16 protein-coding genes and 1 tRNA gene are annotated in these 22,661 nt (G+C 67.8%); 10 read left to right on the top strand and 7 right to left on the bottom strand.

Annotated features, from left to right (window positions below; translation table 11 throughout):
* Nucleotides 1-555: 555 nt before the first annotated feature.
* The 4 genes from ACIOKD_RS41000 to ACIOKD_RS40985 form a co-directional block, all read right to left on the bottom strand.
* Complete coding sequence (locus ACIOKD_RS41000) at nt 556-1,815, bottom strand: S1 family peptidase (protein WP_402093533.1); 1,260 nt, start codon at nt 1,813-1,815, stop codon at nt 556-558.
* Nucleotides 1,816-2,380: 565 nt separating this feature from the next.
* Nucleotides 2,381-3,571 carry a protein-L-isoaspartate O-methyltransferase gene (locus ACIOKD_RS40995; protein WP_402093532.1) on the bottom strand — a complete coding sequence of 397 codons (1,191 nt, stop codon included), beginning with the start codon at nt 3,569-3,571 and terminating at the stop codon, nt 2,381-2,383.
* Nucleotides 3,572-3,887: 316 nt separating this feature from the next.
* The gene (locus tag ACIOKD_RS40990) at nt 3,888-4,310 is read right to left on the bottom strand and encodes a peptidase inhibitor family I36 protein (protein WP_402093531.1); all 423 of its coding nucleotides are present in this window, start codon (nt 4,308-4,310) and stop codon (nt 3,888-3,890) included.
* Between the two features lie 482 nt (nt 4,311-4,792).
* Nucleotides 4,793-5,749 carry an NmrA/HSCARG family protein gene (locus ACIOKD_RS40985; protein ID WP_402093529.1) on the bottom strand — a complete coding sequence of 319 codons (957 nt, stop codon included), beginning with the start codon at nt 5,747-5,749 and terminating at the stop codon, nt 4,793-4,795.
* A 1,960-nt stretch (nt 5,750-7,709) separates the two neighbouring features.
* Between ACIOKD_RS40985 and ACIOKD_RS40980 the strand changes: the two genes are divergently transcribed.
* Complete coding sequence (locus ACIOKD_RS40980) at nt 7,710-8,705, top strand: hypothetical protein (protein WP_402093527.1); 996 nt, start codon at nt 7,710-7,712, stop codon at nt 8,703-8,705.
* A 54-nt stretch (nt 8,706-8,759) separates the two neighbouring features.
* Nucleotides 8,760-9,839: a polyprenyl synthetase family protein gene (locus tag ACIOKD_RS40975; protein WP_402093526.1), complete on the top strand. Its 1,080-nt coding sequence runs from the start codon at nt 8,760-8,762 to the stop codon at nt 9,837-9,839.
* A gap of 326 nt (nt 9,840-10,165) precedes the next feature.
* Here the strand turns inward: ACIOKD_RS40975 and ACIOKD_RS40970 are convergent, their stop codons facing one another.
* The 3 genes from ACIOKD_RS40970 to ACIOKD_RS40960 all read right to left on the bottom strand — a co-directional run bounded on the left by ACIOKD_RS40970 (nt 10,166) and on the right by ACIOKD_RS40960 (nt 13,012).
* Nucleotides 10,166-10,615, bottom strand: a complete 450-nt coding sequence (locus ACIOKD_RS40970; RefSeq protein WP_402093525.1) for a hypothetical protein — start codon at nt 10,613-10,615, stop codon at nt 10,166-10,168.
* 776 nt (nt 10,616-11,391) lie between these two features.
* Entirely contained in the window at nt 11,392-12,558 is a 1,167-nt protein-coding gene (locus ACIOKD_RS40965) for a TerD family protein (protein WP_402093524.1), read from the bottom strand.
* A 381-nt stretch (nt 12,559-12,939) separates the two neighbouring features.
* Nucleotides 12,940-13,012: transfer RNA gene (locus ACIOKD_RS40960), tRNA-Arg, on the bottom strand.
* A 311-nt stretch (nt 13,013-13,323) separates the two neighbouring features.
* Between ACIOKD_RS40960 and ACIOKD_RS40955 the strand changes: the two genes are divergently transcribed.
* From ACIOKD_RS40955 to ACIOKD_RS40920, 8 genes are all read left to right on the top strand, one after another.
* Nucleotides 13,324-14,931 carry a dynamin family protein gene (locus ACIOKD_RS40955; RefSeq protein WP_402093522.1) on the top strand — a complete coding sequence of 536 codons (1,608 nt, stop codon included), beginning with the start codon at nt 13,324-13,326 and terminating at the stop codon, nt 14,929-14,931.
* The gene (locus ACIOKD_RS40950) at nt 14,928-16,895 is read left to right on the top strand and encodes a GTPase (RefSeq protein WP_402093521.1); all 1,968 of its coding nucleotides are present in this window, start codon (nt 14,928-14,930) and stop codon (nt 16,893-16,895) included. The genes ACIOKD_RS40955 and ACIOKD_RS40950 overlap by 4 nt, the downstream gene beginning before the upstream one ends.
* Nucleotides 16,896-17,151: 256 nt before the next feature.
* Nucleotides 17,152-17,676: a single-stranded DNA-binding protein gene (locus tag ACIOKD_RS40945; protein ID WP_402093519.1), complete on the top strand. Its 525-nt coding sequence runs from the start codon at nt 17,152-17,154 to the stop codon at nt 17,674-17,676.
* A gap of 274 nt (nt 17,677-17,950) precedes the next feature.
* Entirely contained in the window at nt 17,951-19,366 is a 1,416-nt protein-coding gene (locus tag ACIOKD_RS40940) for a TQXA domain-containing protein (RefSeq protein ID WP_402093518.1), read from the top strand.
* A 119-nt stretch (nt 19,367-19,485) separates the two neighbouring features.
* Nucleotides 19,486-19,650 carry a hypothetical protein gene (locus tag ACIOKD_RS40935; RefSeq protein ID WP_402093517.1) on the top strand — a complete coding sequence of 55 codons (165 nt, stop codon included), beginning with the start codon at nt 19,486-19,488 and terminating at the stop codon, nt 19,648-19,650.
* 209 nt (nt 19,651-19,859) lie between these two features.
* Nucleotides 19,860-21,524, top strand: coding sequence for an energy-dependent translational throttle protein EttA (ettA, locus tag ACIOKD_RS40930; RefSeq protein WP_402093516.1), 1,665 nt, complete (start codon nt 19,860-19,862; stop codon nt 21,522-21,524).
* A 5-nt stretch (nt 21,525-21,529) separates the two neighbouring features.
* Nucleotides 21,530-21,949 carry an acyl-CoA thioesterase gene (locus ACIOKD_RS40925; RefSeq protein WP_402093515.1) on the top strand — a complete coding sequence of 140 codons (420 nt, stop codon included), beginning with the start codon at nt 21,530-21,532 and terminating at the stop codon, nt 21,947-21,949.
* Nucleotides 21,946-22,661: hypothetical protein (locus tag ACIOKD_RS40920; protein ID WP_402093514.1), on the top strand; the 716-nt coding region annotated here is incomplete at its 3' end. The genes ACIOKD_RS40925 and ACIOKD_RS40920, both read left to right, overlap by 4 nt.

Raw genomic sequence — 22,661 nt, 5'->3', positions numbered from 1 at the left:
CGAGTTCCCCATGCGGTCGGCGGGAGTCGCACGTGGCGAGGCAGGCCGGGTGGATGCCACGGACTGCCTCGGTCGGTCGAGCGTGGTGGGGGAACGAGGGGAGTCCGCGGCGTACGGCGCCGTCGGCCGCCGTACGAGGACTCCGCGATCCGCGAAGGGGAGCCCCGTTCCAGCGGGCTGTGCGTACCGGCAGGTGCACGGGTTCCGCCGCACCGATGCCGCCGTGGACCGCGAGGAACAAGGGTTTCGCATGCCCTGTCCACGAGGGCCTGACAACACCTGAGAACAGTGGAGCGCAGGCGTTGGTCTCGTCACCCGGGTGAGAGCCGCCGGCACGGGAACCGACCTCCTGCAAGACCGACCTCCTGCAAGGAGAAGCGCCTCCTGTGTGAACTGGCGGGACCCGTAAACAGGGTTACCACTCTGTTCCAGGAGGCGCTTCCGCGCGCGCTCGTGAGAAGTCTTCGACCGCGACCGCGGCCGCGACCTCGACCCCGACCAGAGCGCCAGGACGTCACCAGCAGGTCACACAGCGCGTGGCGTCAGCGCGTGGCGTCAGCGCGAGGCGGGATCGGTCACCAGGACCGTGCCCGACTCCGCGAGAGCCCTCGGAAGCGACTGAAAGATCGTCAGATCGTTCGCCGGATCCTTACCCGGAGTACTTACGCTGGCGATACCGATCCCGACGACCGTGTCGTTTCCGCGCGGATCGAGGACGAAGACCGGACCGCCGCTGTCGCCTTCGTCAGCCGCGAGGGCCGCTGTCGTCACTCCGAGCAGGGTGTGGTCGACGGCCTCCGACGTGTCGACGGGCACTGAAGCGTTGTGAGCGGTGATGCGACCGCAGGTGAGCGAGGTTGTCCTTCCTCGCTTGCAGACGATCGACCCGACGACGAAGGATTCGGGGGCGGCCACCCTGGAAATGCCGAGGGTCGTCGGACCGGCGGGAACCGTGGCGGAGAGCTGATCCGCGACGGCCTCATCGGCCACAGGGATGAGAGCCCAGTCGGAGCTGTCGCGCCGGAACAGCGCGGACGGGCCGAACTCGCCGTCCGCGTGTCTCCATGTCTGACCGGCCGCGTCGCCGACCACGCAGTGCCCGGCCGTCATGACGTAGTTCTTGCTCTGCCGGGCGTCGGCGCTGCGCACCCACCACCCGGCGGAACAGATCTTGCTTCCGGTGATCTCGTCACCACTGGCGATCGCCACGGGGGCGATACGGCCACTCCGGTAACGGACATCGATCGCGCCCGGGAACGTCCGGTCCAGTTCCGAGGCGATCGCCCCGGGCAGATCCGACTGTTGCGCTTGGATCACCACGACGTTCTTGGTCACGTCGATGAAGGTCGTCGCCTGCTCGACTGATCGGCGCGACAGCAACTGCTCCACACGGGACCGTACGCTCCGCAGATCCTGCGCCGACCGCTCGACCAGTCGTGGCTCAGCGTCCCGCGCCCGGACCTCGGCGGCCCTGCGCTCATTGGTGACGGCCACCACCAGATTGCCGCTCTTACGGTCGAGCCACGTGCCCGCGCTCCAGCTGTCGTCAAGCGTCGGCTTGACGGTCGTGTTCAATTCGAGCATTTCGGCTTGCTGGACGAGCCGGTCACCGGCCTGATCCTTGCTCACATGGAGGTTCTTGGCGACCGCGGCCACGGTCTCGTCCAGCAGTGGGGTGGCCGACGCCGAGGCCGCGGCTGACGAAGGCCCGGCCTTGCCATCGGAGTTCTCGGCGCTGTCGACGTTCACGACAACCAATGCGGTGACCGCCACCAGCGTCAGGCCGGCTGCGGCCACCTTTGTGCGCTTACTCATTTTCAGCTCGGGCATTTTCTCTCAATCGTGCCGTCGGTGCGTATGATTTACGGTTCCAGCAGGGGCAGGACAGCGGGACCCGTTTCACGTACTAACGTCTGCTGTCGCATCCGGGTTCACGCACAAGCCCCGGGCGTCTCAGCTTCTTCGAGTGCTCCGGGAATTGGCTGCTTCGGATGGCGGACCTGCTCGACGGGCTTTTCCACCGGGAGTGGACACCGTGGACACCGGCTCTCGGAATTTCCATGCAGATCCAGTAAATTCCGCGACCGCTCGCGGCGGAGTACCCCTGTGTTTCGATGTGCCTCCGGCAAGGTTTTCCGTAGGCCGGAACATTCCGCCGACATTCCGCCGACATAGCGCAGCAGTTGCCCGCCAGTTGCTCTCTCCGCCGCGACCGCTTCCGGATGGTCCGGCTGCGTACAGGACCCGGGTGCCTACCGGGCCGGGGCGCGAGCCGAAGCTGTACACACCTACGGTGCCCGAGGCGCCGGGCGCGGCGCCTCGGGCCCGCTCGCAAGCTCCCGGCGGGAGGGACGGCAGCTCCGGTACGACGGAGGCGCGGTCAGCTCGCGATGTCGACGGTGTCGTTGCCGACTCCGGTGGTCGGTTCGGCCGGTGACACGGCGGCCGGAACGGTCGTACTCCAGGTGCCCCGGGTGAGGTGCAGGGTCGCGTCGGGGTCGATGGTGACGGTGGAGCCGTAGACGGGCAGGAACCCGTCGCTGAGCCAGTCGTGCCGGATGGCGTCGAGGATGTCCCACAGGCGGCGGGGGCCGCTCTGGTGGACTGTGGGGCGCTCGCCGCGGCAGCCGGTGGCACGGGCCCATGAACCGTCCGGGTGGACCATGACGGCCGTCCGTACCCCGTCCCGGTCGACGCTGTACGAGTGCTGCACGCCGGGCGCCGCCAGGGCCAGGCAGGTCAGCAGTTCCCAGGTCTGGGCCACCGGGACCACGGGGTGGCGGCCGGTGGTGACGTCGTCGGCGTCGCCGGTCCAGGCGTGCCGGGTGTTGGGTGGCGCGGGGTGGTCCCGGCCGGTGTGGGTGGCCATGAATCCGGCCGGTTCCCAGGTGACACGCCCGCGGGCGCCGCCGTCGGGCATCTTGTCGGCGACTATCACCAGACCGGTGGCGGCCAGATTGGTGACGAGGCGTCCGCCGCTGCGCAGCGAATGCAGCCAGTGCGGCGGGACACCGGGCAGGCCGACCGTGGACACGATCCGGTCGAACGTGCCGGGCAGGGGGCCGGTGATGTCGGCGACGCACACCCGGGGTCGCGCTCCGATGAGGTCGAGTCGACGGCGGGCCGTGTCGACCAGGTAGGGGTCGATGTCGATGCTGGTCACCCTGCCGTCACCGATCCGACGGGCAAGCAGTGCGGTTCCGTAGCCGGTGCCGGTCACGCACAGCACATCCGTACTGTCGGTGATCACGGCGTGCCGGTACATCGCCACGACGAGGGAGGGCAAGGTGCTGGAGGAGGTGGGTGCCCCGTCGGGGTGGTCCGCCTCGCTGGCGTGGTCGGCGTGCAGCGGTCCGATACGGGTCACCAGGGCGCGGTCGGCATAGACGGCATCCGCCCACCCGCCGGGTTCGGCGGCGCCGTCGCTCAGGGTCCAGCCGGATCCGGACCGGTAGCTCCACCAGTGGGGCACGAACAGGTGCCGCGGGACGTCGGCGAGCGGCTGGTGCCAGCCGCTCGCCGGATGCACGACGGCGTCGGCCAGCGCCGCGGCGCGGGGTTTCCAGTCCATGACGGCGAAGCAGCCTTCCAGTAGAGCGGAGTGCCGTCCGGGGTGGCGGGCGTCTTCAACCGGATCGCCTGCACGGCCACGGCCGGTGTCCGTGAAAAGACAGCCGGCACCTTGGGCGGCACGGCACATGTACAGGTACAGGTACACGGTCCTGATGCCGGACCTCGCTGCGTCCCAGGCGTCCGCAGCACATGCCACAGGTGAACCAGGACCAGCAGGACCAGCGATCCGCGATCCGCCATTCGCGATCCGGTCATCGACGACAGCACCTTCGCCGAGAACCGCATGGGAGCGCCCGGTTGCGTGAACCGGAGTCTTAACAAGGCTTCATCGAGGACATCTTGTCATTGTGACTGGCGAAACCTCCGGAGAACACGATCGTGGCACGGGGAGCTATCTCGAAAGGAGACCCCTGAAAATCCGTGTCATGGTAGAGGCAATACGTGGTATCACCAAGGTTCATGACCGCCGAGACCTTGTCGTTGAATCCGGAATCGGTGAGGTCTCGCTGCGCGCCGCCCAGGACGACGGAGTTTTCGCTGCTGACCTCGAAGTCGCTGCTCAGAGCAAGGCCCTGCAGGGCCTCAAGGGCTGCCGGATCGATGCTGGTGAAGAACTGGGAGGAAATCTCCTGCGTAGTCTGCTTCGGATCCTCGTCCATGAGATTCGGGACTACGAAGAACGCGCCGACGGCGAGAGAGGCGGTCACGCCGATTGCTGCGAGAAACATCTTCTTCATGAGTTTTTTGCTCCTTCTGTGGTTTTGGAAACGGCCACGGTCGCAGTGTTGCTTACATAAGAGGAAACGGCCGTGCTCCGGTGTCGGTTCACTCCTGGAACAGAGGAATAAAGGACAGAGAAGCAGGCGGAGCGGCGAAAGCAGGTGACTCGTGGCCTGGCAGTGGGGGTAGGGCCTGAGCGCCGACTGGCCATCAAGCCCTGTCTCATCCGTGCTGCGGTGACACGTGCGCCGACGCGTCACAAGGGCCGGCGTCTGTACCGCGACCGCAGGCGCAACCGCCCGAGCTCCCACCGCTCGATGAACAGAGCAGCGACGAACAGAGCAGCGACGAACAGGTCCGGATCGGCCAACTTCTCGTCGCCGCACGTCGGCGCACGCCGGCGAACGCCGACCGGTGCCGCTCCGGCCGCCCGCTCCGGTCGGGTGGCACCGGTTACTCCTCTGCGAAAATTCGGCGCTTCGCGGCGATTTCGGGAGGATCAACCCTGACCGAGGGGAATCAGGTCCTTGTTGTGCTTGAGCCAGGTGGAGAAGTTCCGCAGTTCAGGGTTGAGCGACCTGCTGATGTCGATGTCGCGGGCCTTCACCAGCTCATCGCTGCAGTCCGCCTGGTACTGGAACATGTTCGCGAGGTCACTCGCTCCGGGAAACCCGAACTCGCGAAAATCCGCGGGCTTGAGCGGAGAGTACAGAACCTGTTCGCCGAGCGCCGCTTCCAGCTCGGCAGCCATCTCAGCTCCCGACAGGTGCTCTCCGGCAATGCTGACCGTTTCGCCCACCATCGCAGGACCACGCTTGAAGATACCCAGCGCGCACTTGCCGATGTCCTCCGACGAGATCCCGGAGAGTACGGCATCCCCGATGGGGAGCGTGAACCACAACTTTCCATCCTGTGCCCTCTGAGGCCCAAGATTCAGATTGATGAAGTTCTCCCAGTAGAAAGATGTCTGCAGGAAAGTGGTCGGCACCCCGAGACGCGAGAACAGCTTGTTCGACTCGGCCTTGACGTCGGCGTGCGGAACGTTGTACCTGCCGTCGAGTACCGGCATGCGCCCGCTTCCCAGCGGTATGAGAGCGCGCGAGTCCTCAAGGGTGGACCAGATCACGTGCTTCACGCCTGCCGCCCGGGCTCCAGTGGCCAAGTTCGCGGCGTGCATCGTTTCCTTGTCGGCAGACAGATGCTGCCAGTAAAAGGTCACACAGTACGCTCCGTAGGCCCCCTCGAATGCCTGGGTTATGTCGTCCTGGCTCTGCAGGTCCACCTTGACAAGTTCCGCGCCCTGCCGTTCGAGCTCTTTCGCAGCTACGGAATCCACGTCCCGGGTGAGCGCACGCACCGAGAACTCGCTTTCCGGGTCCGCCAGGATTGCCCGCGCCAGTCCGCCGCCTTGCGAACCAGTCGCTCCCGCAATGGCAATGATCTTCTTGTCGGTCACTGTGACTCCTAGGTGTTTATGGCCCGGTCGGGCTTCTCACCTATTTTTACGCGACAGATCTGTTCCGAATCTGTTCCGGCCCTTTCGGGCAGCTTTCATACCCCTTGCTTGCCCTGAGCTCCCTGTGGGCTGACGTGCCGCGCCGGGTTGCCGACCCGGCCGGCACTCGGGATCCGGGCCGGCACTCGGGATCCGGGCCGGCACTCGGGATCCGGGCCGGCACATCGGCTTCAAAAACCGCTCTGGTCCGGACGGCAGGACCACGCGGCACGGCAACGGAGGTGGCCGGCCAGGTTCTTCCGTAGATCCGGCTGCGATCGAGTCACTGCGGATCGTCCGTCGGCACCGCACCACGCTCACCCGGGGGTGGTGTCTCGTGGGTGCGAACCGGTGGCGCGCTCCAAGCAGGAGGACCGGCATTCTTATGCTCGGGAATGTCAGCGGCCCCGTCTCACCGCCGAGTTCCTGGTGGTAGGTGATTGGACCGCGTTGTGTCGAGACGGTGTGGCGGGGTTATGCAACTGGTCGGGTGTTTGCGATGGTTCGGCTGAGGACTCGCTGCCCAGGGAGCTTTGCGGAGATGACGGTGGTTCTACGGACTCGGTGTTGTCACTGCCATGGAAGCTTTGCCGGGATGAAGCTGATTCTGCAATACTGGTGCTGCTTCTCAAGGAGCTCCGTGCAGAAGAAGCTGCTTCCGCATGACCAGTGCTTTCGCTATCGAGAGAGCTTCGTGGAGATGACGCAGCCTCCGTATTCGGCGCTTGCCTTGGTCCGGCTGAAGAATCCATGAGGGAATATTCAGGTAGGGTCGATGAATGCGAGTCACTGGTTCCTTGCCGATAGGGCGGAGGTGCGATGTGCGCCCCTGCGACTGTGGCGTTCGTGTGTGTCTCGCGACTTGTTGTGTGTTCCTGTACAGGACCCGTCATGGCCGCTCGCGCCTGTTCGGCCATCGCGAGACTAGAATTTACGATAATGCCGCCGATATGCCCAGATGGACCGACCGTTGGATCGAATTGCCCCACGGGCCTATCAATTTGATTTCGTCGGTTCATCAGGCGGTTGATGCCGGCCCTGATCGCTTGTCCGATCGACTCTCTTGGCGGGATCGGTGGGACGGGGAAATCCACGCTGTCCGATTGGTGTGAACGCTCGGAATTCGAGTTGGTGACGGGCTGACCAATTGGTTGTCGCGGCATGTCAGGCTTCTTTCTCGATCGCCGAATCAAGCGTGATTGTTCTCCATGGCGGCCAGGTTCATTAATTCCTGCTGTCTCTCACTCATGACCGTCTGGGGCTTGAAAATTAGGTGTTTCAAATCCCCTGAATTGCCAAGTCCAATTTGAGGTACGGGCGTGCGGTTCGGTTGGTTCACCTCATAGGCGTGGCGAAACGTGGTGCGCAGACGGGCGGCACCACGGCTGCTGTGGCCCGGCGGATCGGGCTCCGAAGCCCAGGGTGGTTGCTCCTGGACCGTGTGCCGCGTCACCTCGATCGACAACCTCGGCAAATAGTGCAAAAAGGATGAATCTCGACGGTTGATTCGCTCGACGTCCCTCCCCTCCGGGCATTCGTAAAAAGTTCAATGAGAACGTGAACCCGTTTGCTGCGGGTACGTAATGACGCTCGAAGGCTGGCCCGACCGGTGGTCCAGTGCGGCAATGCAGGAGTTTCGCTTGGCATACTCACGACAGGCTCCTTGCCGTCAGTGCTGGACGCGCAGCCCCGAGAGGGCGGGAGCGGAGCGCAATCGAATCATGGGGCATCGCGTTGCGTCAGGGGTGACCGATCCGCGGTCGATCCGTCTTTTACGCCCATGGCGTGGGCTCGGCAGCCCGTCACCGGATTATTTTCCAGGTCGGCAGTCGTTCCGGAAGCGGGAAGTGAAGAATCCGCTGCTTCGCTTCTGACCCGGCACAGAGAACGCCGTATCGCCGGCGCGCTGAAACTCTCCTGTGTGGGCTTCGAATGGTTCGACGGCAACGATCATGAAAGGAGCTGGCTGATGACTATTGCCACTATTGATCCGATGCGTCTCTGGTGTCCGTATGACTACCGACGGAACGCGCTGATATCCGTAGAAGACGTGGAACTGCAGTTGCATGCCTGGGCGGAGAAATATGGGCTGCTGTCCGATCCGGTCATCGCTGAACGGTTCGTCGGCGCTCGATTCGGGGAATGTGCGGCTCTGGTGTATCCGGACGCACCCGACTTGCTGGTGTACGCGAAGTGGCTCACATGGCTGTTCATCGCCGACGACGAATTCGACGAGAACCGCGCGCCGACCGTCGGCGGGATCGATGCGGGTGTCCTGGACTATCTTCCTCTCGACGGACCATCCCTGAAAACACCGACCACCCCGGTCACCGTGGCTTTGGCGGATCTGTGGCGTGAACTGGCTCCCGCTATGCCGCGTCTCCTGCGCGAACGCTTCCGAACGCACGTGGACCAGTACGCGCGGTCATACGGAAGCGCACTCGCGCAATCCCGGACCGATGAGGCGCCCGACCTGGGACCGTACGTCGCGCTGCGCCGCTCAAGCGGCGCGGTGGAGACGTGTATGGACCTGATCGAGCGTCAGCCCGGTGCCTATCTGATTCCTCTCATCGCCGGTGCCGAGCCTGTACTCGCGCTGCGTGCGGCTGCCAACGACATCATCTGCTGGACCAACGACGTGCTGTCCATCGCCAAGGAGATCCGGCACGGCGAGATGAACAACCTCGTGGCCGTACTGCGTGGTGCCATCGGAATGGACTGGCAGGCGGCTCTCGAAGCAGCCACCGAGATGAACGCGGTACGCACGCGCGAGTTCGACCGCAATCAGCGAGCGCTGCTCGCGGCGAACGAGTTCTTCGCGCTGAGCAACTTCATCGACGGACTGAAACTGTGGATCTCAGGAAGCCTGCGATGGCATCTCGGGTCTCCCCGCTACGCGGACAGTCTGGCGTCGTGATCGGCTCCGTCGTCCACCCGTTCTCAAGCCCGTCGCTCGGACAAGGAAAACACCATGGCGCAACACCTCGTGCATGACCGGAGCCAGAGGTTGTCGGAGGTCCCTTCCGCAACGGCGGTCGCCCACCGCTATGCGGACACACTTGACGACGCACGCGAGTTCGTACTGCCCGTCATCCGGGAGATCCTGGAGGACCTCGATCCTGATGTGCGGCGCGTCTGCGCCTATCACCAGGGCTGGGTGGATGCCGACGGGAGGCCCGCTGACGGAAACACCGGGAAACTGCTGCGGCCCGCGCTGGTCCTGCTCTCGGCGCGGGCCGCCGGCGGTGACGTGGCGGATGCGGTGCACGCGGCCGCGGCCACGGAGATGGTGCATGCCTTCTCGTTGCTGCACGACGACATCATGGACGGTGACGAAGAGCGCAGGCACCGCCCGACAGCATGGAAGGCTTTCGGCGTGCCCATGGCCCTTCTTGCTGGTGATGCCTTGCTGAGCCTGAGTCATTCGGTGCTGCTGGCCAGGCCCACTCCCGGTGCGATCAGTGCTCTGCGCAGGCTTGCGGCAGACACTCAGCGACTCATCGCGGGTCAGCGTCTGGACCTTGCGTTCGAAGAGGGGAAGCAGGTCACTGTCACGGAATACGAGGCCATGGCCGGTGGTAAGACGGCCGCGCTGATGGCCTCCTCCTGTGCGATCGGCGCCGAGGTCGTCGGCGGTTCCAAGACCCTCGTCGAGGGGCTGGCGTATTTCGGCGCAAGGCTGGGCCTGGCGTTCCAGATCAGTGATGACATCCTGGGAATCTGGGGTGATCCATGGAACACCGGCAAAGCGGGTCGCTCCGACCTGGTGCGCCGCAAGAAGACCTACCCGGTCGTGGCCGCCCTGTCCGCGGACGGGGCGGCCGCGGAGAGGCTTCGCGCCTACTACAGGGCGACCGAACCCCTGTCGCAGTCCGAACTCGTGGAAGTCGCCTCACTGATCGAGGAAGCCGGCGGGCTGGCTGAGGCGCACCGCGCTGTCGCGGGCTGTCTCGCAGAGACGGAACGCATTCTCGGCATGCTCGGTCTTCCAGCAGAGGCACGGGACTCACTACTCGCCGTAGCGGCCATGATGACCGGACGGAACCACTGACATTCCTTGCGCGACCATGGCGTCCACGCCTCCGGTATGTGCGCTGTCTGCCCTCGGCACCCCTGCTCGGCATGCTGACCGCAGGGGCGCCGAGGTGAGAGCCGAGCCGACCCGTGAGGCGGTGCGCGGTGAGTAGGTCGCGACGGTGGTGGTGGCCTATCGCCGCAAACGGTGACGGGGTTCACCGGCGCTCCTCCGTGCGGAGGGAGGAGGTTCCCCGCTCAAGGCAGTGGTCGGCGCACTGTGAAAGGAACCGCGCCCGATCCGCGCGAACAGTGAACCGAGATGCTGCACGGTCCGTCGTTTTAAGACAGGTCAACTGACGCTCACCCCGACGACGAGGCTCTTGTATGACGCCGCTTTCCCCTGAGAACCAGACCGCAGCGATTGCGCAGGCCGTCATTGACGTGGATATTCACGCAGCCCTGGAGCTCCCGACGAAACAGGCCGTGGACCGGCAGGATGTCGAGTCGGTACTTGCCGCCCTTTCCCCACAGGAACGTCATGAAGTCAGCGTGGAGATCCAGAGAACCATCGCCGAAGGATCGGCTGAGGTCATCCGAGCGTTCGGCAAGGGCGCGACGCAACTGTCGAGCATGCTCCACGACGAATCCACCCGGCGGCAGCAGTGGCAGAGTGATCTGGGACGCCTGTTCCAGCAGTTGGAGTCCCGGCAGCAGGAACTTGAGTTCTCGCGGACGACGCCCGGCTTCGACTCGTACCAGGCTCCGATCAGGCAGGTTCTGGAGAGCCTGGAAGCCAGGATCGAGGTCCACCTTCGGAATGAGCCCGGCTTCCTGCCAGGAGAGCAGGCGTCACGGCCGCCATCGCCGACCGCAGCACCGCCGGAACCATTGCTCCCGCGCCCCGCCGTTCCGCCCATACCGATGTCACCTCCGGCAGCCGGGGTCTCGCTCGCGGCCCAGACGAGTCAGCCGGCACATGGCGTGCAAGGGACCCGCCAGTCCGATCCCGCACCCCAAGCCCGGGACGCCTTCGGCGCGGGATCATATCTGGCAGTTCTCGCCAGGAGCTTCGCCAGATATTTCGTAAAGGCGGTACGGAAGCTTCACAGGACTTGGACGGCGGCCCCTACGAGAGCTGAACCTCAGGTCTTCGGGAGCCTTGGCCAAAGCCGAACCAGGACCACCGCGCCACGGACTTCCGACACCAGGACGGATGACTGGACAGGCCAAGGGGCCTACCAGGACACGGCCAGCCGTACGGCGCGCCAGGCGCGTGATCCCGACAGCGTTCAGCAGCGGCTCACGAGGCCGGTGCCGGCCGGCGCTTCCTCATCACCCCGGACGGCCTATGGTGCCGCGGCGCCGGCAGGTCTGTCAGAGGTCGCTTCATATCGGCAGACGGCGACGTCCCGCACGCCTACGGCGGACTCGCCGCCCACAGTGTGGACTTCGGCGGCCGGCGTTTCGCAGGCCCGGCGACGGACACGGTGATTCGCACGTTCCTACCAGCCGGTCGAAGGCCGAACCGGGTCCCGGCCTGTCCCTCAACCGGTAAAGCCAACTGATCGGTTCACATCGCTGTCCAGTCAGCAGCCCAGGCGGCGGCCGGGCGAGGTGGCGAGGAGCATGGTGCGCTCGGTTGTCGCGGCGTCCAGGGTGGCCCGGGTGAGGGGCGATCCGCTGTTCCCGGGAGCCGCACTGATCTGGATCGCGCCGACCGTCCCGAAGGTCGTTGCGCCGTCGATGGCCGCGGCGACGACCACCTTGCGGGTAGCGGGCGGCAGGGACGCGAGATCGAGGGCGATGGTCTGTTCGGCGGGACCGCCGGTGAGGAGCCGCACGGTGCCGGCGGGACTTTCAGGGGCGCCGTGGAAGATGAGGTCCTCGTCGAAGGTGACCTGTTCGTCCTCGTCGAGGATGAAGGCGACGACGTCGATCTCGCAGTCTGTCCGCGGAGCCCAGCTGGCGGTGACGTACCACTCGGGCGCGGGTCCGCCGGATGGGGCGGGCAGGTCGATGACGCCGCCCCTCGGCATCACGTACGGCTCCTTCGGCCGGACAGCCACCGCGGCAGGGTCGGTGACGGTCGGCGAAGTGAGCCAACCCGCGTCGTGCAGGGCGAGCTCAAGTGCGGTGATACGGCTCATGCGGCGGTCGTCCTCACCTCCGGCGAGAAGGACGACGTCGGTGACGCCGGCGGACAGGTTGACCGCTGCCGATCCGCCGAGCTCGACGACGCGGGTACGAGCCGCGGCGGCATCTCTGTGTACACCGCCGAGCACCAGCACCCGGCGGTCCGTCAGCGGCTTGGCCAAGATGCCGGCCGAGTCGCCCGGTCGGTGCGGGGCGGGGACGGTTGCGCCGGGGTGGGCGGCCAGCGTGCCCAGTTTCATGTCGTCCGTCGGCGGATCCACCTGACGGTTCAAAGCCAAGGTGCACAGCCGCTGAGACACCGGCAGCCACATTCGGGCCCGGGCGAACTCATAGGCCAGGAAGTCGTAGTCGAACTGAGCGTTGTGGGCGACCAGGACCCGGTCCTGGAGCATCGCTCCGAGCTGTCCGGCGACCTGGCCGAAGGCAGGCGCACCCTGCAGTCGCTCGACGGTCAGCCCGTGCACCTCCACCGGTCCCGGATCGCATCCCGGGTCGAGCAACGTGGAGAACTCCCCGGTCTGCTCGCCGTCCGGCCCGATGGTCACCACCGCGACGGACAGCACCCGGTCCCGCTGGGCTATGAGCCCGGAAGTCTCCACGTCGACCAGGGCCCAGTCGCGGGCGTGTCGCCCGTGGCGGGCAGGTCGAGAGAGGCGGGCAGGTCGAAGGAGGCGGAGGCGAGACCCATGGTGCCAAGGATGATCCGATATACGGCCCTCCTTCAATCTGTATGTCATTTTGCCCTGCTCTGGAAGGGTGAACTGCCCTGCCGAGCCTGGAGGGACCGCACCAAGACTTCGGGAAGTTTCCGGGAAGAACGCCCGCCAGAAGCCGGTCGGAACCGCTCTCAACCGGACTCCCGCACACTCCATGAGGGAGTCGGTCCGGCCTTGCGCCACCGGATGCCGCGCCTCTTGCCATGCCCCTGACCAGCAGAAACGCCCTCCCGGAGGGAGGGCGGAGGCGGTGTGCGCGCAGAGCGCCCCCGGCAGGACTCGAACCTGCGGCCAAGCGCTTAGAAGGCGCCTGCTCTATCCACTGAGCTACGGGGGCCGGGTGTGGTGGCCTGTGGTGCTGGTGCCCGGGTATGGGCGGGGCTGTGACCTTGCCGGGGACAAGGATAGAGCTCCTGGGTCCCTGTGCTTCGCGCTTCACCTCCGTGGCTCGATGTGGAGGTTCAGTGAAGCGGTCCTGATAATCGCAGGCAGGTACGAATCGTGCATCGCTTTTGGCGTCTCACGCCCCGGGTGTTGTGCACTCGTTATGCCTGCGCCCCAGTCATCCCTTAGGCCCCGTGTGTCCAATCGGCGCGCAGACATGCCCATATGCTTTAGAAACCCTGCAAAATTGGGCATTCTTCGCATGTGGTGACCTTGGACGTACGGCCCCAGCTGCTCGACGCACTCTCCGCCCTGCGCGACCGTGTCGCCGCCGCGCGCTTCCCGCTGCCCCTGGCGGGGGCTCCACGCGCGCGTGCCAACCGCGACGAACTGCTCGCGCAACTCGACGACTATCTCGTGCCCCGGTTGAGAGAACCCGAAGCACCCCTGCTCGCCGTGATCGGAGGATCGACCGGGGCGGGCAAGTCGACGCTGGTCAACTCCCTTGTGGGGCGGCGGGTCAGCGAGGCGGGGGTGCTCCGGCCCACGACGCGCACTCCGGTGCTCGTGTGCCACCCCGAGGACCATCACTGGTTCAGCGGGATGCGCGTACTGCCCGGCCTCACGCGCGTGTGGATGCCGCAACAGGACGTCGACGACGATCCGCTGCTGCCCGGCGAGGAGGACACGCGCGTCCTGCGCATCGAGACCGCCGACACGCTCCCCCGAGGGCTCGCCCTCCTCGACGCGCCCGACATCGACTCCCTGTTGGCCGGAAACCGGGTGCTCGCCGCCGAACTCATGTGCGCGGCGGACATCTGGGTGATGGTCACCACAGCGGCACGGTACGCCGACGCGGTGCCGTGGCATCTGCTGCGTACCGCGAAGGACCATGACGCCACTCTCGTCACCGTGCTCGACCGGGTGCCCCACCAGGTGGTGTCCGAGGTCTCGCGGCAGTTCGGCGCGCTCCTCGCCAAGGCGGGGCTCGGCGACGTGCCCCGCTTCACCGTGCCCGAGCTGCCCGAGTCGGCCTGGGGCGGGGGACTGCTTCCGGCCACCGCCGTGGCGCCCCTGCGCGCCTGGCTGGCCCAGCAGGCCCAGGATCCGGGCGCCCGGCATCAGACGATGGCGCGCACCGCCCACGGGGCGCTCGACTCCCTCAAAACACGGATGCCCGAGCTGGCCAGTGCCGCCGCGGCCCAGTACGCCGCCGCGCTGCGGCTCACCGCGGCCGTCGACGGGGCGTACGACAGCGAGTACACCCGCCTGCGGGGCCGACTGCAGGCCGGGGCGGTCCTCGCCGGGGGCGCGCTCAAACGGTGGCGCAGTTACCCGCTGGACTCCAGTGCCGGTGAACTGCTGGACGGGCTCGTCGAGAGCCTGGCCGCCCTCCTGCTGTGCGCCGTCACCGCGGCCGACGAGCGCATCGACGAGGCGTGGCGGCGCGAACCCGCCGCGGGCGCCCCGGGGCTGACGGACCGCGATCCCACGCTGGAGACCGCCGAGCACCGTATCGGGATGGCGGCACGGCGCTGGCGGCGCGTCCTGGAGGAGTACGCCGAGGACGAGGTGCGTGCCCTGGAGAAGAGCGTCGCGCCGGATCCCGAGGCGGTGGCCGCGCTGGTCGCCACCGCGCTCCTGGGCGGCCGGCGGGCGCGTTCCGCGGGCGAGGGGCTCGCCGAGCGGATCGGCGCGCACGGCGCGCTGCGGCTGCGCGACAAGGGCGGCCGGCTGCTCACCGACTACCTCGACAAGGCGCTGCACAACGAACGGGAGCGGCGGCTCGCCCCGCTCGACGCACTCGACGTGCATCCGGGACCCCAGGCCGAACTCATCGCCGCGCTGTCGGTACTGCAGAAGGAGAGGTGACCGCGGTGACCGCCGTCACGGACCACACGGATCACGCCGACCAGCCGGGGGACGACGACGCCCACAAGAAGAACCCCGGCAGGGAAATCGTGCGCAAGAAGAACCCCGGCAAGGAGATCGTGCGCAAGGAGAAGGAGGATTCCGGGCGCGGACGCGGGCGCGGGCGCGACCAGGGGCACGGGCACGGGTCTACGGAGGCGGGCTCCGCAGCCAGCTCTGGCGCCGGCGGTGCGGGCGCCGGGGACTCCGCGGACTCCGAGGACGCGGTGGGTGGTTGGGACGACGGGCTGATCGCACGGCGCGTGTCCGCCACGGCCGAGGGCCAGACCAGGCCGGTACAGGAGACCGTCGTGGACAACAGGCCGCCGGCGGTGGCCCCCCTCGCGTACGACGGGCCGTTGCGGTCCCGTCTCGACGCGCTGCGCGAACTGGTGGGGCTCTCCAGGACGCGGTTGGACAGCCGGACCCTCGCCGAGGCGGGACAGGTCCTTGACGAGGCCGCGGCGCGGCGCAGGCTCTCGGGGCAGCACACCGTCGTCGCCATCGCGGGGGCCACCGGAAGCGGCAAGTCGCAGCTCTTCAACGCGCTCGCCGGAGTGGCCATCTCGGAGACCGGGGTACGCAGGCCGACCACCGCCGCCCCCATCGCGTGCAGCTGGAGCGACGGCGCGGCCGGACTCATCGACCGGCTCGGTATTCCCGGGCGGTTGCGCCGCAGGCCGCTGCAGAGCGCCGAGGCGGAGGCGCAGTTGCGCGGGCTCGTCCTGGTGGACCTGCCCGACCACGACTCGGCGGCCGTCCAGCACCGGGAGCACGTGGACCGGATCCTCGCGCTCGTGGACGCCGTCATCTGGGTCGTCGACCCGGAGAAGTACGCCGACGCGGTGCTCCATGAGCGCTACCTGCGGCCCATGGCGGGCCACGCGGAAGTCACCTTCGTGGTCCTCAACCAGGTCGACCGGCTGCCCGGAGAAGCCGCCGACCAGGTCCTCGACGACCTGCGGCGGCTGCTCGACGAGGACGGGATCGCGCTCGGCGAGTACGGCGAGCCCGGCGCGACCGTTCTCGCGCTGTCCGCGCTCACCGGTGAGGGCATCGGGGAACTGCGCGAGGTGCTCGGTCACTTCGTTGCCGAGCGGGGCGCCGCGGCCCGCCGGATCTCGGCCGACGTGGACGCGGCCGCGGTGCGCCTGTGGCCCGTCTACGCCAACCGGCGGCAGGCCGGGCTCAGCGAGGAGGCACGCGACGAGTTCGCCGACCGGCTCGCCGACGCGGTCGGCGCCACGGCGGCGGGTGAGGCCGCCGAGCGCGCGTGGCGCCGCAACGCCAACCGCGCGTGCGGTACGCCCTGGCTGCGGCTGTGGCGCTGGTACCAGGACCGGCGCGAGCCCGCGACGGGACGGCTGTCCGTACGGGTGTACGACGATGAGGAGGTCACGGCGCGGCAGCGCGTAGAGCAGGCGGTGCGCACGGTGGCCGAGCGGGCGACCGACGGACTGCCCGCGCCCTGGGCGCAGGCGGTCCGTGAGGCGGCCGTACGGGGGTCTCAGGGTCTGTGCGAGGCCCTGGACGAACTGGCGGTACGGGCCGGGACACCGGTAGGCCGGCCGCCGCGGCCGGGCTGGTGGCCGGCCGCCGTACTCGCGCAGGCGGCCATGACCGTCCTTCAGGTCGTCGGCGGGCTGTGGCTGTTGGCCCAGGTCATCGGCTTCATGTCGCCGAATCTCGGGGTGCCCGTGCTGCTGATGGTCATCGGCATCGTGGGTGGCCCGGGTGTCGAGTGGGCCTGCCGACTCGCGGCGAACGGGCCCGCGCGCCGGTACGGGGCCGAGGCGGAACGGAGATTGCGGGAGGCGGCGTCGGGATGCGGCCGGGCCCGGGTTCTCGATCCGGTGGCGGCGGAGTTGCTGCGGTATCGGGAGGTGCGGGAGCAGTTCCTGCGGGTCACGGGGGTCGGGGTCTAGGGGAGGTCCAGGAAGCTTCTGCTGGACCTCCGTGCGGAAGGTCCCGTTCGGGTGGCGGAGTTGTCCACAACCGGGTGGTGGCCCACAGGGCTCAGCGGGTTCGGGCCGACGAAGGCAGTCTGAGGGCGTGGCGATGACGACGCGATGACGACGCGATGACGACGTGATCAGGACGTGATCAGGACGTGGTCGCCACGGCAGACAGACGCAGCCGTACGGGACGGACCCGTGCGCGTGGGCAGGGAGGGCTACCGCGATGAACGAGACGATGGTGTGCGTGGTGGGGAACGTGGCGACACAGCCCGTGTTCCGGGAGACGGCGGCAGGCCCGTCGGCGAGGTTCCGGCTGGCGGTCACGCAGCGGTTCTGGGACCGCGAGAAGAACGCCTGGCGGGACGGGCACACCAACTTCTTCACGGTGTGGGCCAATCGGGCGCTGGCGGCGAATGTGCAGGCGTCCGTGTCGCTCGGGGAGCCCCTGCTGGTGCGGGGCAGGCTGAAGGTCCGCTCCGAGCAGCGCGACGGGCAGTCGTGGACGGGCGCGGACATCGAGGCTTCGGCGATCGGACACGATCTGGCGCGCGGTACCGCGGCGTTCCGGAGGGCGCTCAGGGGCGACCAGTCGTCGGGGGCACCGACCCGCCCGGAGCCGAACTGGGAGACGGAACCGGCCGATCCGGCCGATCCAGCAGATCAGGCTGAGCGGGCCGATGGGGCTGATGGGGCTGATGGGGCCGACGGGGCAGTTCTGCAGCGGCAGGAGCCGGCCTTGGCGGTGTGACTGCGGTGACTGTGAGTGCCGATACCTCCGCCTGACCGAAGTGCGGCTTATCGGTGAATGCGTTGCGAACGGTCCTAGTGGACTTGTCGACAAGCACGGTCCGCAACCGGCCCTGGCGATAACGATTCCGATTCGGATCACTCATCAGATGACATGACCGGGGAGGGAGCTGCGCCCCGTCCTTAGGATGCCGGGCATAGCTCTCGGGGCTGCTGATTCCGCTGGTGGGACCGTAACCCTCCAGTTCAACCGGTCCCGCTCGAAAGGGAATTCTGTGCTTTCTTCGTTCTCTGCGCCGTCCGTGCACGGGCGAGGTGCCGCTGCCGCCCGCCTGGCCGCGGTGGTGCTCGTGTCCGGCCTCGTCGCCGTGAGCGCCGTGACCACCGCCGGTGCGGCCGTCGCGGACGAAGTCCCTCTGAGTCAGGGCGGCGCGACCGCCACGATAGGCGGCCTGAAGACGTCCGGCCCCGCGGTCATCCACGAGGAGGGCGGGGACACGCAGGTCTCCGCGGGGCTCTTCGAGATGTCCGTGGACAACGGCGGCACCCTGCAGACCTACTGCGTCGACATGTACAGCCCGACGCAGAAGGACGCCAAGTACCAGGAGACCCCCTGGAGCGGTACGTCGCTGAACGGGAACCCCGACGCGGGCCGGATCCGTTGGATCCTGCAGAACTCCTACCCGCAGGTCAACGACCTCGCCGCGCTGGCCGCGAAGGCGGGTGCGAGGGGCCTCACCCAGCAGGACGCGGTGGTCGGCACGCAGGTGGCGATCTGGCGTTACTCGGACGGCGCCGACGTGGACGCCGTGGACCCGCGGGCGGAGAAGCTCGCCGACTATCTGCAGCGCAGCGCACGCGATCTGGCGGAGCCCGCTGCCTCCCTGGAACTGGATCCGCCGGCGGTCTCCGGTCGCCCGGGTGAACTGCTCGGTCCGGTCACCGTGCGCACCAACGCGGCCGGCGTGACGGTGACGCCGCTCGCCGACGCCACGAGCGGCGTGCAGGTCGTCGGCCGGGACGGCAAGGAGATCACGTCCGCGACCGACGGCAGCGAGCTGTTCTTCGACGTGGCCGAGGATGCCGCGGACGGTTCGGCCGCGCTGACGGTGCAGGCCTCGACCACGGTGCCGGTCGGGCGGGCCTTCGCCTCCGAGACCAGGAGCCAGACCCAGATCCTGGCCGGTTCCAGCGAGTCGACGGTCTCCGCGGCGGCGACCGCGAACTGGGCCGGCGCCGGGGCGATACCCGCGCTGTCGGCCGAGAAGAACTGCGCGGAGGGCGGCCTCGACGTCACGGCGGTGAACGAGGGCGACGAGGCGTTCACCTTCGAGCTGATGGGCACCGAGCACACCGTCGAGGCGGGCTCGTCACAGACCGTGTCGGTCCCGCTGAAGGAGGACCAGGCGTACGACTTCACGGTCGAGGGGCCGGGCGGCTACGAGAAGCGGTTCCAGGGCGTGCTCGACTGCAAGACGCAGAGCGGCGCCGCCGCCGAGGAGACCGTCCGGACGCTGAACGAGCCGAGCCCCGCGACCGTCGGCGGCACGTCCGCCACGACCACCGACCTCGCCGAGACCGGCACGTCGAGCGCCACCCCGGTGATAGCCGGAATCGCGATAGGCCTGGTCCTGATCGGCGGCGCCGCGATCCTCTTCATCCGCAAGAAGAAGACACCTGCGCAGGACTGAATGCCGGTCGGAGCGGCAGGGCCGGGGCTGGAATCAGCTGCCGTGTCCCAGCCTCACCCCTGGCCCAGGTTCTGATCACCCAGCTCCTCGGAAGTCTGCTCAGCGGCCGACAGTCCGCCGTGTACGCGCTGCACGGGAAGGGCGGCACCGGTACGGCCCGGGAGGAACGCGGCAGCCGCACGGCAGCGAACGAGACCGGACACGGCCGGCACGTGATCGGTGTCGGCGCCGCGGACGAGGCTCCTGCGGGCCGGGCCCGCTCGATCGAAGGCCACCCGCTGTGAGCCGAGCAACTGCGTGACGACATTCCGAACGAACGTTCGGTGGCGTACGGCCGTGCACGCGAGCCGCAGCGACAGGTGAGCCGTAGCGGTAGGTGGGAAAAGACCAGGTCAGTGGTCTCCGGCCATACGGGTTTCCCCCCAGGGGTAGCAGTCCGGCAAGATGGGGTGTATCTGCCCACTGCCGATTTCAAGCGTCCGGACGGTTTCTCTTGGCTGAGTTCATTTACACCATGCGCAAGACGCGCAAAGCGCACGGCGACAAGGTGATTCTTGATGACGTCACCCTGAACTTCCTGCCGGGGGCGAAGATCGGCGTCGTCGGGCCGAACGGTGCCGGCAAGTCGACCGTGCTCAAGATCATGGCGGGCCTTGAGCAGCCGTCGAACGGTGACGCGTTCCTGTCACCCGGCTACAGCGTCGGCATCCTCATGCAGGAGCCGGAGCTGGACGAGAGCAAGACGGTTCTGGAGAACGTCCAGGACGGTGCCGTCGAGCTGATGGGCAAGCTCAAGCGCTTCAACGAGGTCGCCGAGCTAATGGGGACCGACTACTCGGACGCGCTCATGGAAGAGATGGGCAAGCTCCAGGACGACCTGGACCACTCCAACGCCTGGGACCTCGACGCGCAGCTGGAGCAGGCCATGGACGCGCTGGGCTGCCCGCCCGGCGACTGGCCCGTCACCAACCTCTCCGGTGGTGAGAAGCGCCGCGTCGCGCTCTGCAAGCTCCTCGTGGAGGCGCCCGACCTGCTGCTCCTCGACGAGCCCACCAACCACCTCGACGCCGAGTCGGTGAACTGGCTGGAGCAGCACCTCACGAAGTACGCGGGCGCCGTCGTCGCCGTCACTCACGACCGGTACTTCCTGAACAACGTCGCCGAGTGGATCCTCGAACTGGACCGCGGCCGCGCGATTCCCTACGAGGGCAACTACTCCACGTACCTCGACAAGAAGTCCACCCGCCTCAAGGTCGAGGGCCGCAAGGACGAGAAGCGCCAGAAGCGGCTCAAGGAAGAGCTGGAGTGGGTGCGGTCCAACGCCAAGGGCCGACAGACCAAGTCCAAGGCGCGCCTCGCCCGGTACGAGGAGATGGCGGCCGAGGCCGACAAGATGCGGAAGCTGGACTTCGAGGAGATCCAGATCCCGCCGGGCCCGCGTCTGGGCTCCATCGTCGTCGAGGTCAACAACCTCTCCAAGGCCTTCGGTGACAAGGTCCTCATCGACGACCTCAGCTTCACGCTGCCGCGCAACGGCATCGTGGGCGTCATCGGCCCGAACGGCGCCGGCAAGACCACGCTGTTCAAGATGATCCAGGGCCTGGAGACCCCGGACTCCGGTGCGATCAAGGTCGGCGACACCGTCAAGATCAGTTACGTCGACCAGAGCCGCGCCAACATCGATCCCAAGAAGTCGCTGTGGGCCGTCGTCTCCGACGAGCTCGACTACATCAACGTCGGCCAGGTCGAGATGCCGTCGCGGGCGTACGTCTCCGCCTTCGGCTTCAAGGGCCCGGACCAGCAGAAGCCGGCCGGTGTCCTCTCCGGTGGTGAGCGCAACCGTCTGAACCTGGCGCTGACCCTCAAGGAGGGCGGCAACCTGCTGCTCCTCGACGAGCCCACCAACGACCTCGACGTGGAGACACTGTCGTCGCTGGAGAACGCGCTGCTTGAGTTCCCCGGTGCGGCCGTGGTCATCTCCCACGACCGCTGGTTCCTGGACCGGGTCGCGACGCACATCCTCGCGTACGAGGGTGAGTCGAGGTGGTACTGGTTCGAGGGCAACTTCGAGTCGTACGAGAAGAACAAGGTCGAGCGGCTCGGAGCGGACGCCGCGCGTCCGCACCGCGCCACCTACAAGAAGCTGACCCGGGGCTGATCTCCTTGCGGCACATCTACCGCTGCCCGCTGCGCTGGGCGGACATGGACGCGTACGGCCACATCAACAACGTGGTCTTCCTCCGCTATCTGGAGGAGGCGCGTATCGACTTCCTGTTCCGCCCGGACAAGGATTTCCAGCAGGGGTCCGTGGTGGCGCGCCATGAGATCGACTACAAGCAGCAGTTGGTGCACCGGCACACCCCGGTGGACATCGAGCTGTGGGTCACGCAGATCAGAGCGGCCTCGTTCACCATCTCCTACGAGGTCAAGGACCCGGACCAGGTGTATGTACGGGCCCAGACGGTGATAGTGCCGTTCGACTTCGAGGCGCAGCGGCCGCGTCGTATCACCGCGGAGGAGCGCGAGTTCCTTCAGGAGTACTCGGACGACGGGGCCGGTTCCGCGGGGGCCGTCGCCGCATGACGGCCCTGTACCTCGCCGACGAGGGGGAGGCGGCGGATCTCGCCGCCTTCCTGGCCCGGCTGATCCACTACGACCGGGCCGCCGCGGTGCGGCTGCAGGCGTCGGGGGCGACGCTCGCGGTGTTCGGCCGGCCGCCGTCGTTCGAGGTGTTCGCGATCCGCACGGCACGGCTCGCGAAGCCGTACGAGAACGGTCTCGACCGCACCCTCGACGTGACGGTCTCGGCCGGTGAACTCCTGGAGTCCCTCGACGAGGCGGCGGCCATGGCGACCGTGCCCGCCGCCGTCACCGGGCCGCCGTGGGCCGGGGTGCTGCCGCCGCGCGGCGGCTGGCGGCCGGAGCCGGGGCTGCCCGCGCTGGACGCGGTGCGCACGACGGTGGCCGCGGTGGTCGCCGAATTCCGGTCACGGCTCGACGAGTTGGCGCCCGAGGGGCGTACGCGGGCCGCGCTCGACGGGATCGGGCGGGAGATCTGGTCCCGGCCGGTCGGGGACACCGAACTCCCGGTGCGGGCCGCACACGCGGCTCAGTCGCTGGGATTCCTGAGGCCCGCGCGTGCGGGCTCCTCCGCCGCGCCCGCCGGCCCCACCGCATCCGGTGCATCCGGTGCATCCGGTGCGCCCACCGCGCCCACCGCGCCCACCGCGCCCACCGCGCCCACCGCGCCCACCGCGCCCACCGCGCCCACCGCGCCCACCGCGCCCACCGCGCC

The organism is Streptomyces sp. NPDC087844 (assembly GCF_044742785.1).
Taxonomy (GTDB): Bacteria; Actinomycetota; Actinomycetes; order Streptomycetales; family Streptomycetaceae; genus Streptomyces.
The sequence above is the reverse complement of the archived record's forward strand: the minus strand, read 5'-3'. Positions and strand labels throughout refer to the sequence as shown.

Bases quoted from the DNA above. Each gene is read 5' to 3' on its own strand.
- ACIOKD_RS41000 (WP_402093533.1), bottom strand. From the start codon at position 1,815: ATGAGTAAGCGCACAAAGGTGGCCGCAGCCGGCCTGACGCTGGTGGCG.
- ACIOKD_RS40995 (WP_402093532.1), bottom strand. From the start codon at position 3,571: ATGGACTGGAAACCCCGCGCCGCGGCGCTGGCCGACGCCGTCGTGCAT.
- ACIOKD_RS40990 (WP_402093531.1), bottom strand. From the start codon at position 4,310: ATGAAGAAGATGTTTCTCGCAGCAATCGGCGTGACCGCCTCTCTCGCC.
- ACIOKD_RS40975 (WP_402093526.1), top strand. From the start codon at position 8,760: ATGGCGCAACACCTCGTGCATGACCGGAGCCAGAGGTTGTCGGAGGTC.
- ACIOKD_RS40945 (WP_402093519.1), top strand. From the start codon at position 17,152: ATGAACGAGACGATGGTGTGCGTGGTGGGGAACGTGGCGACACAGCCC.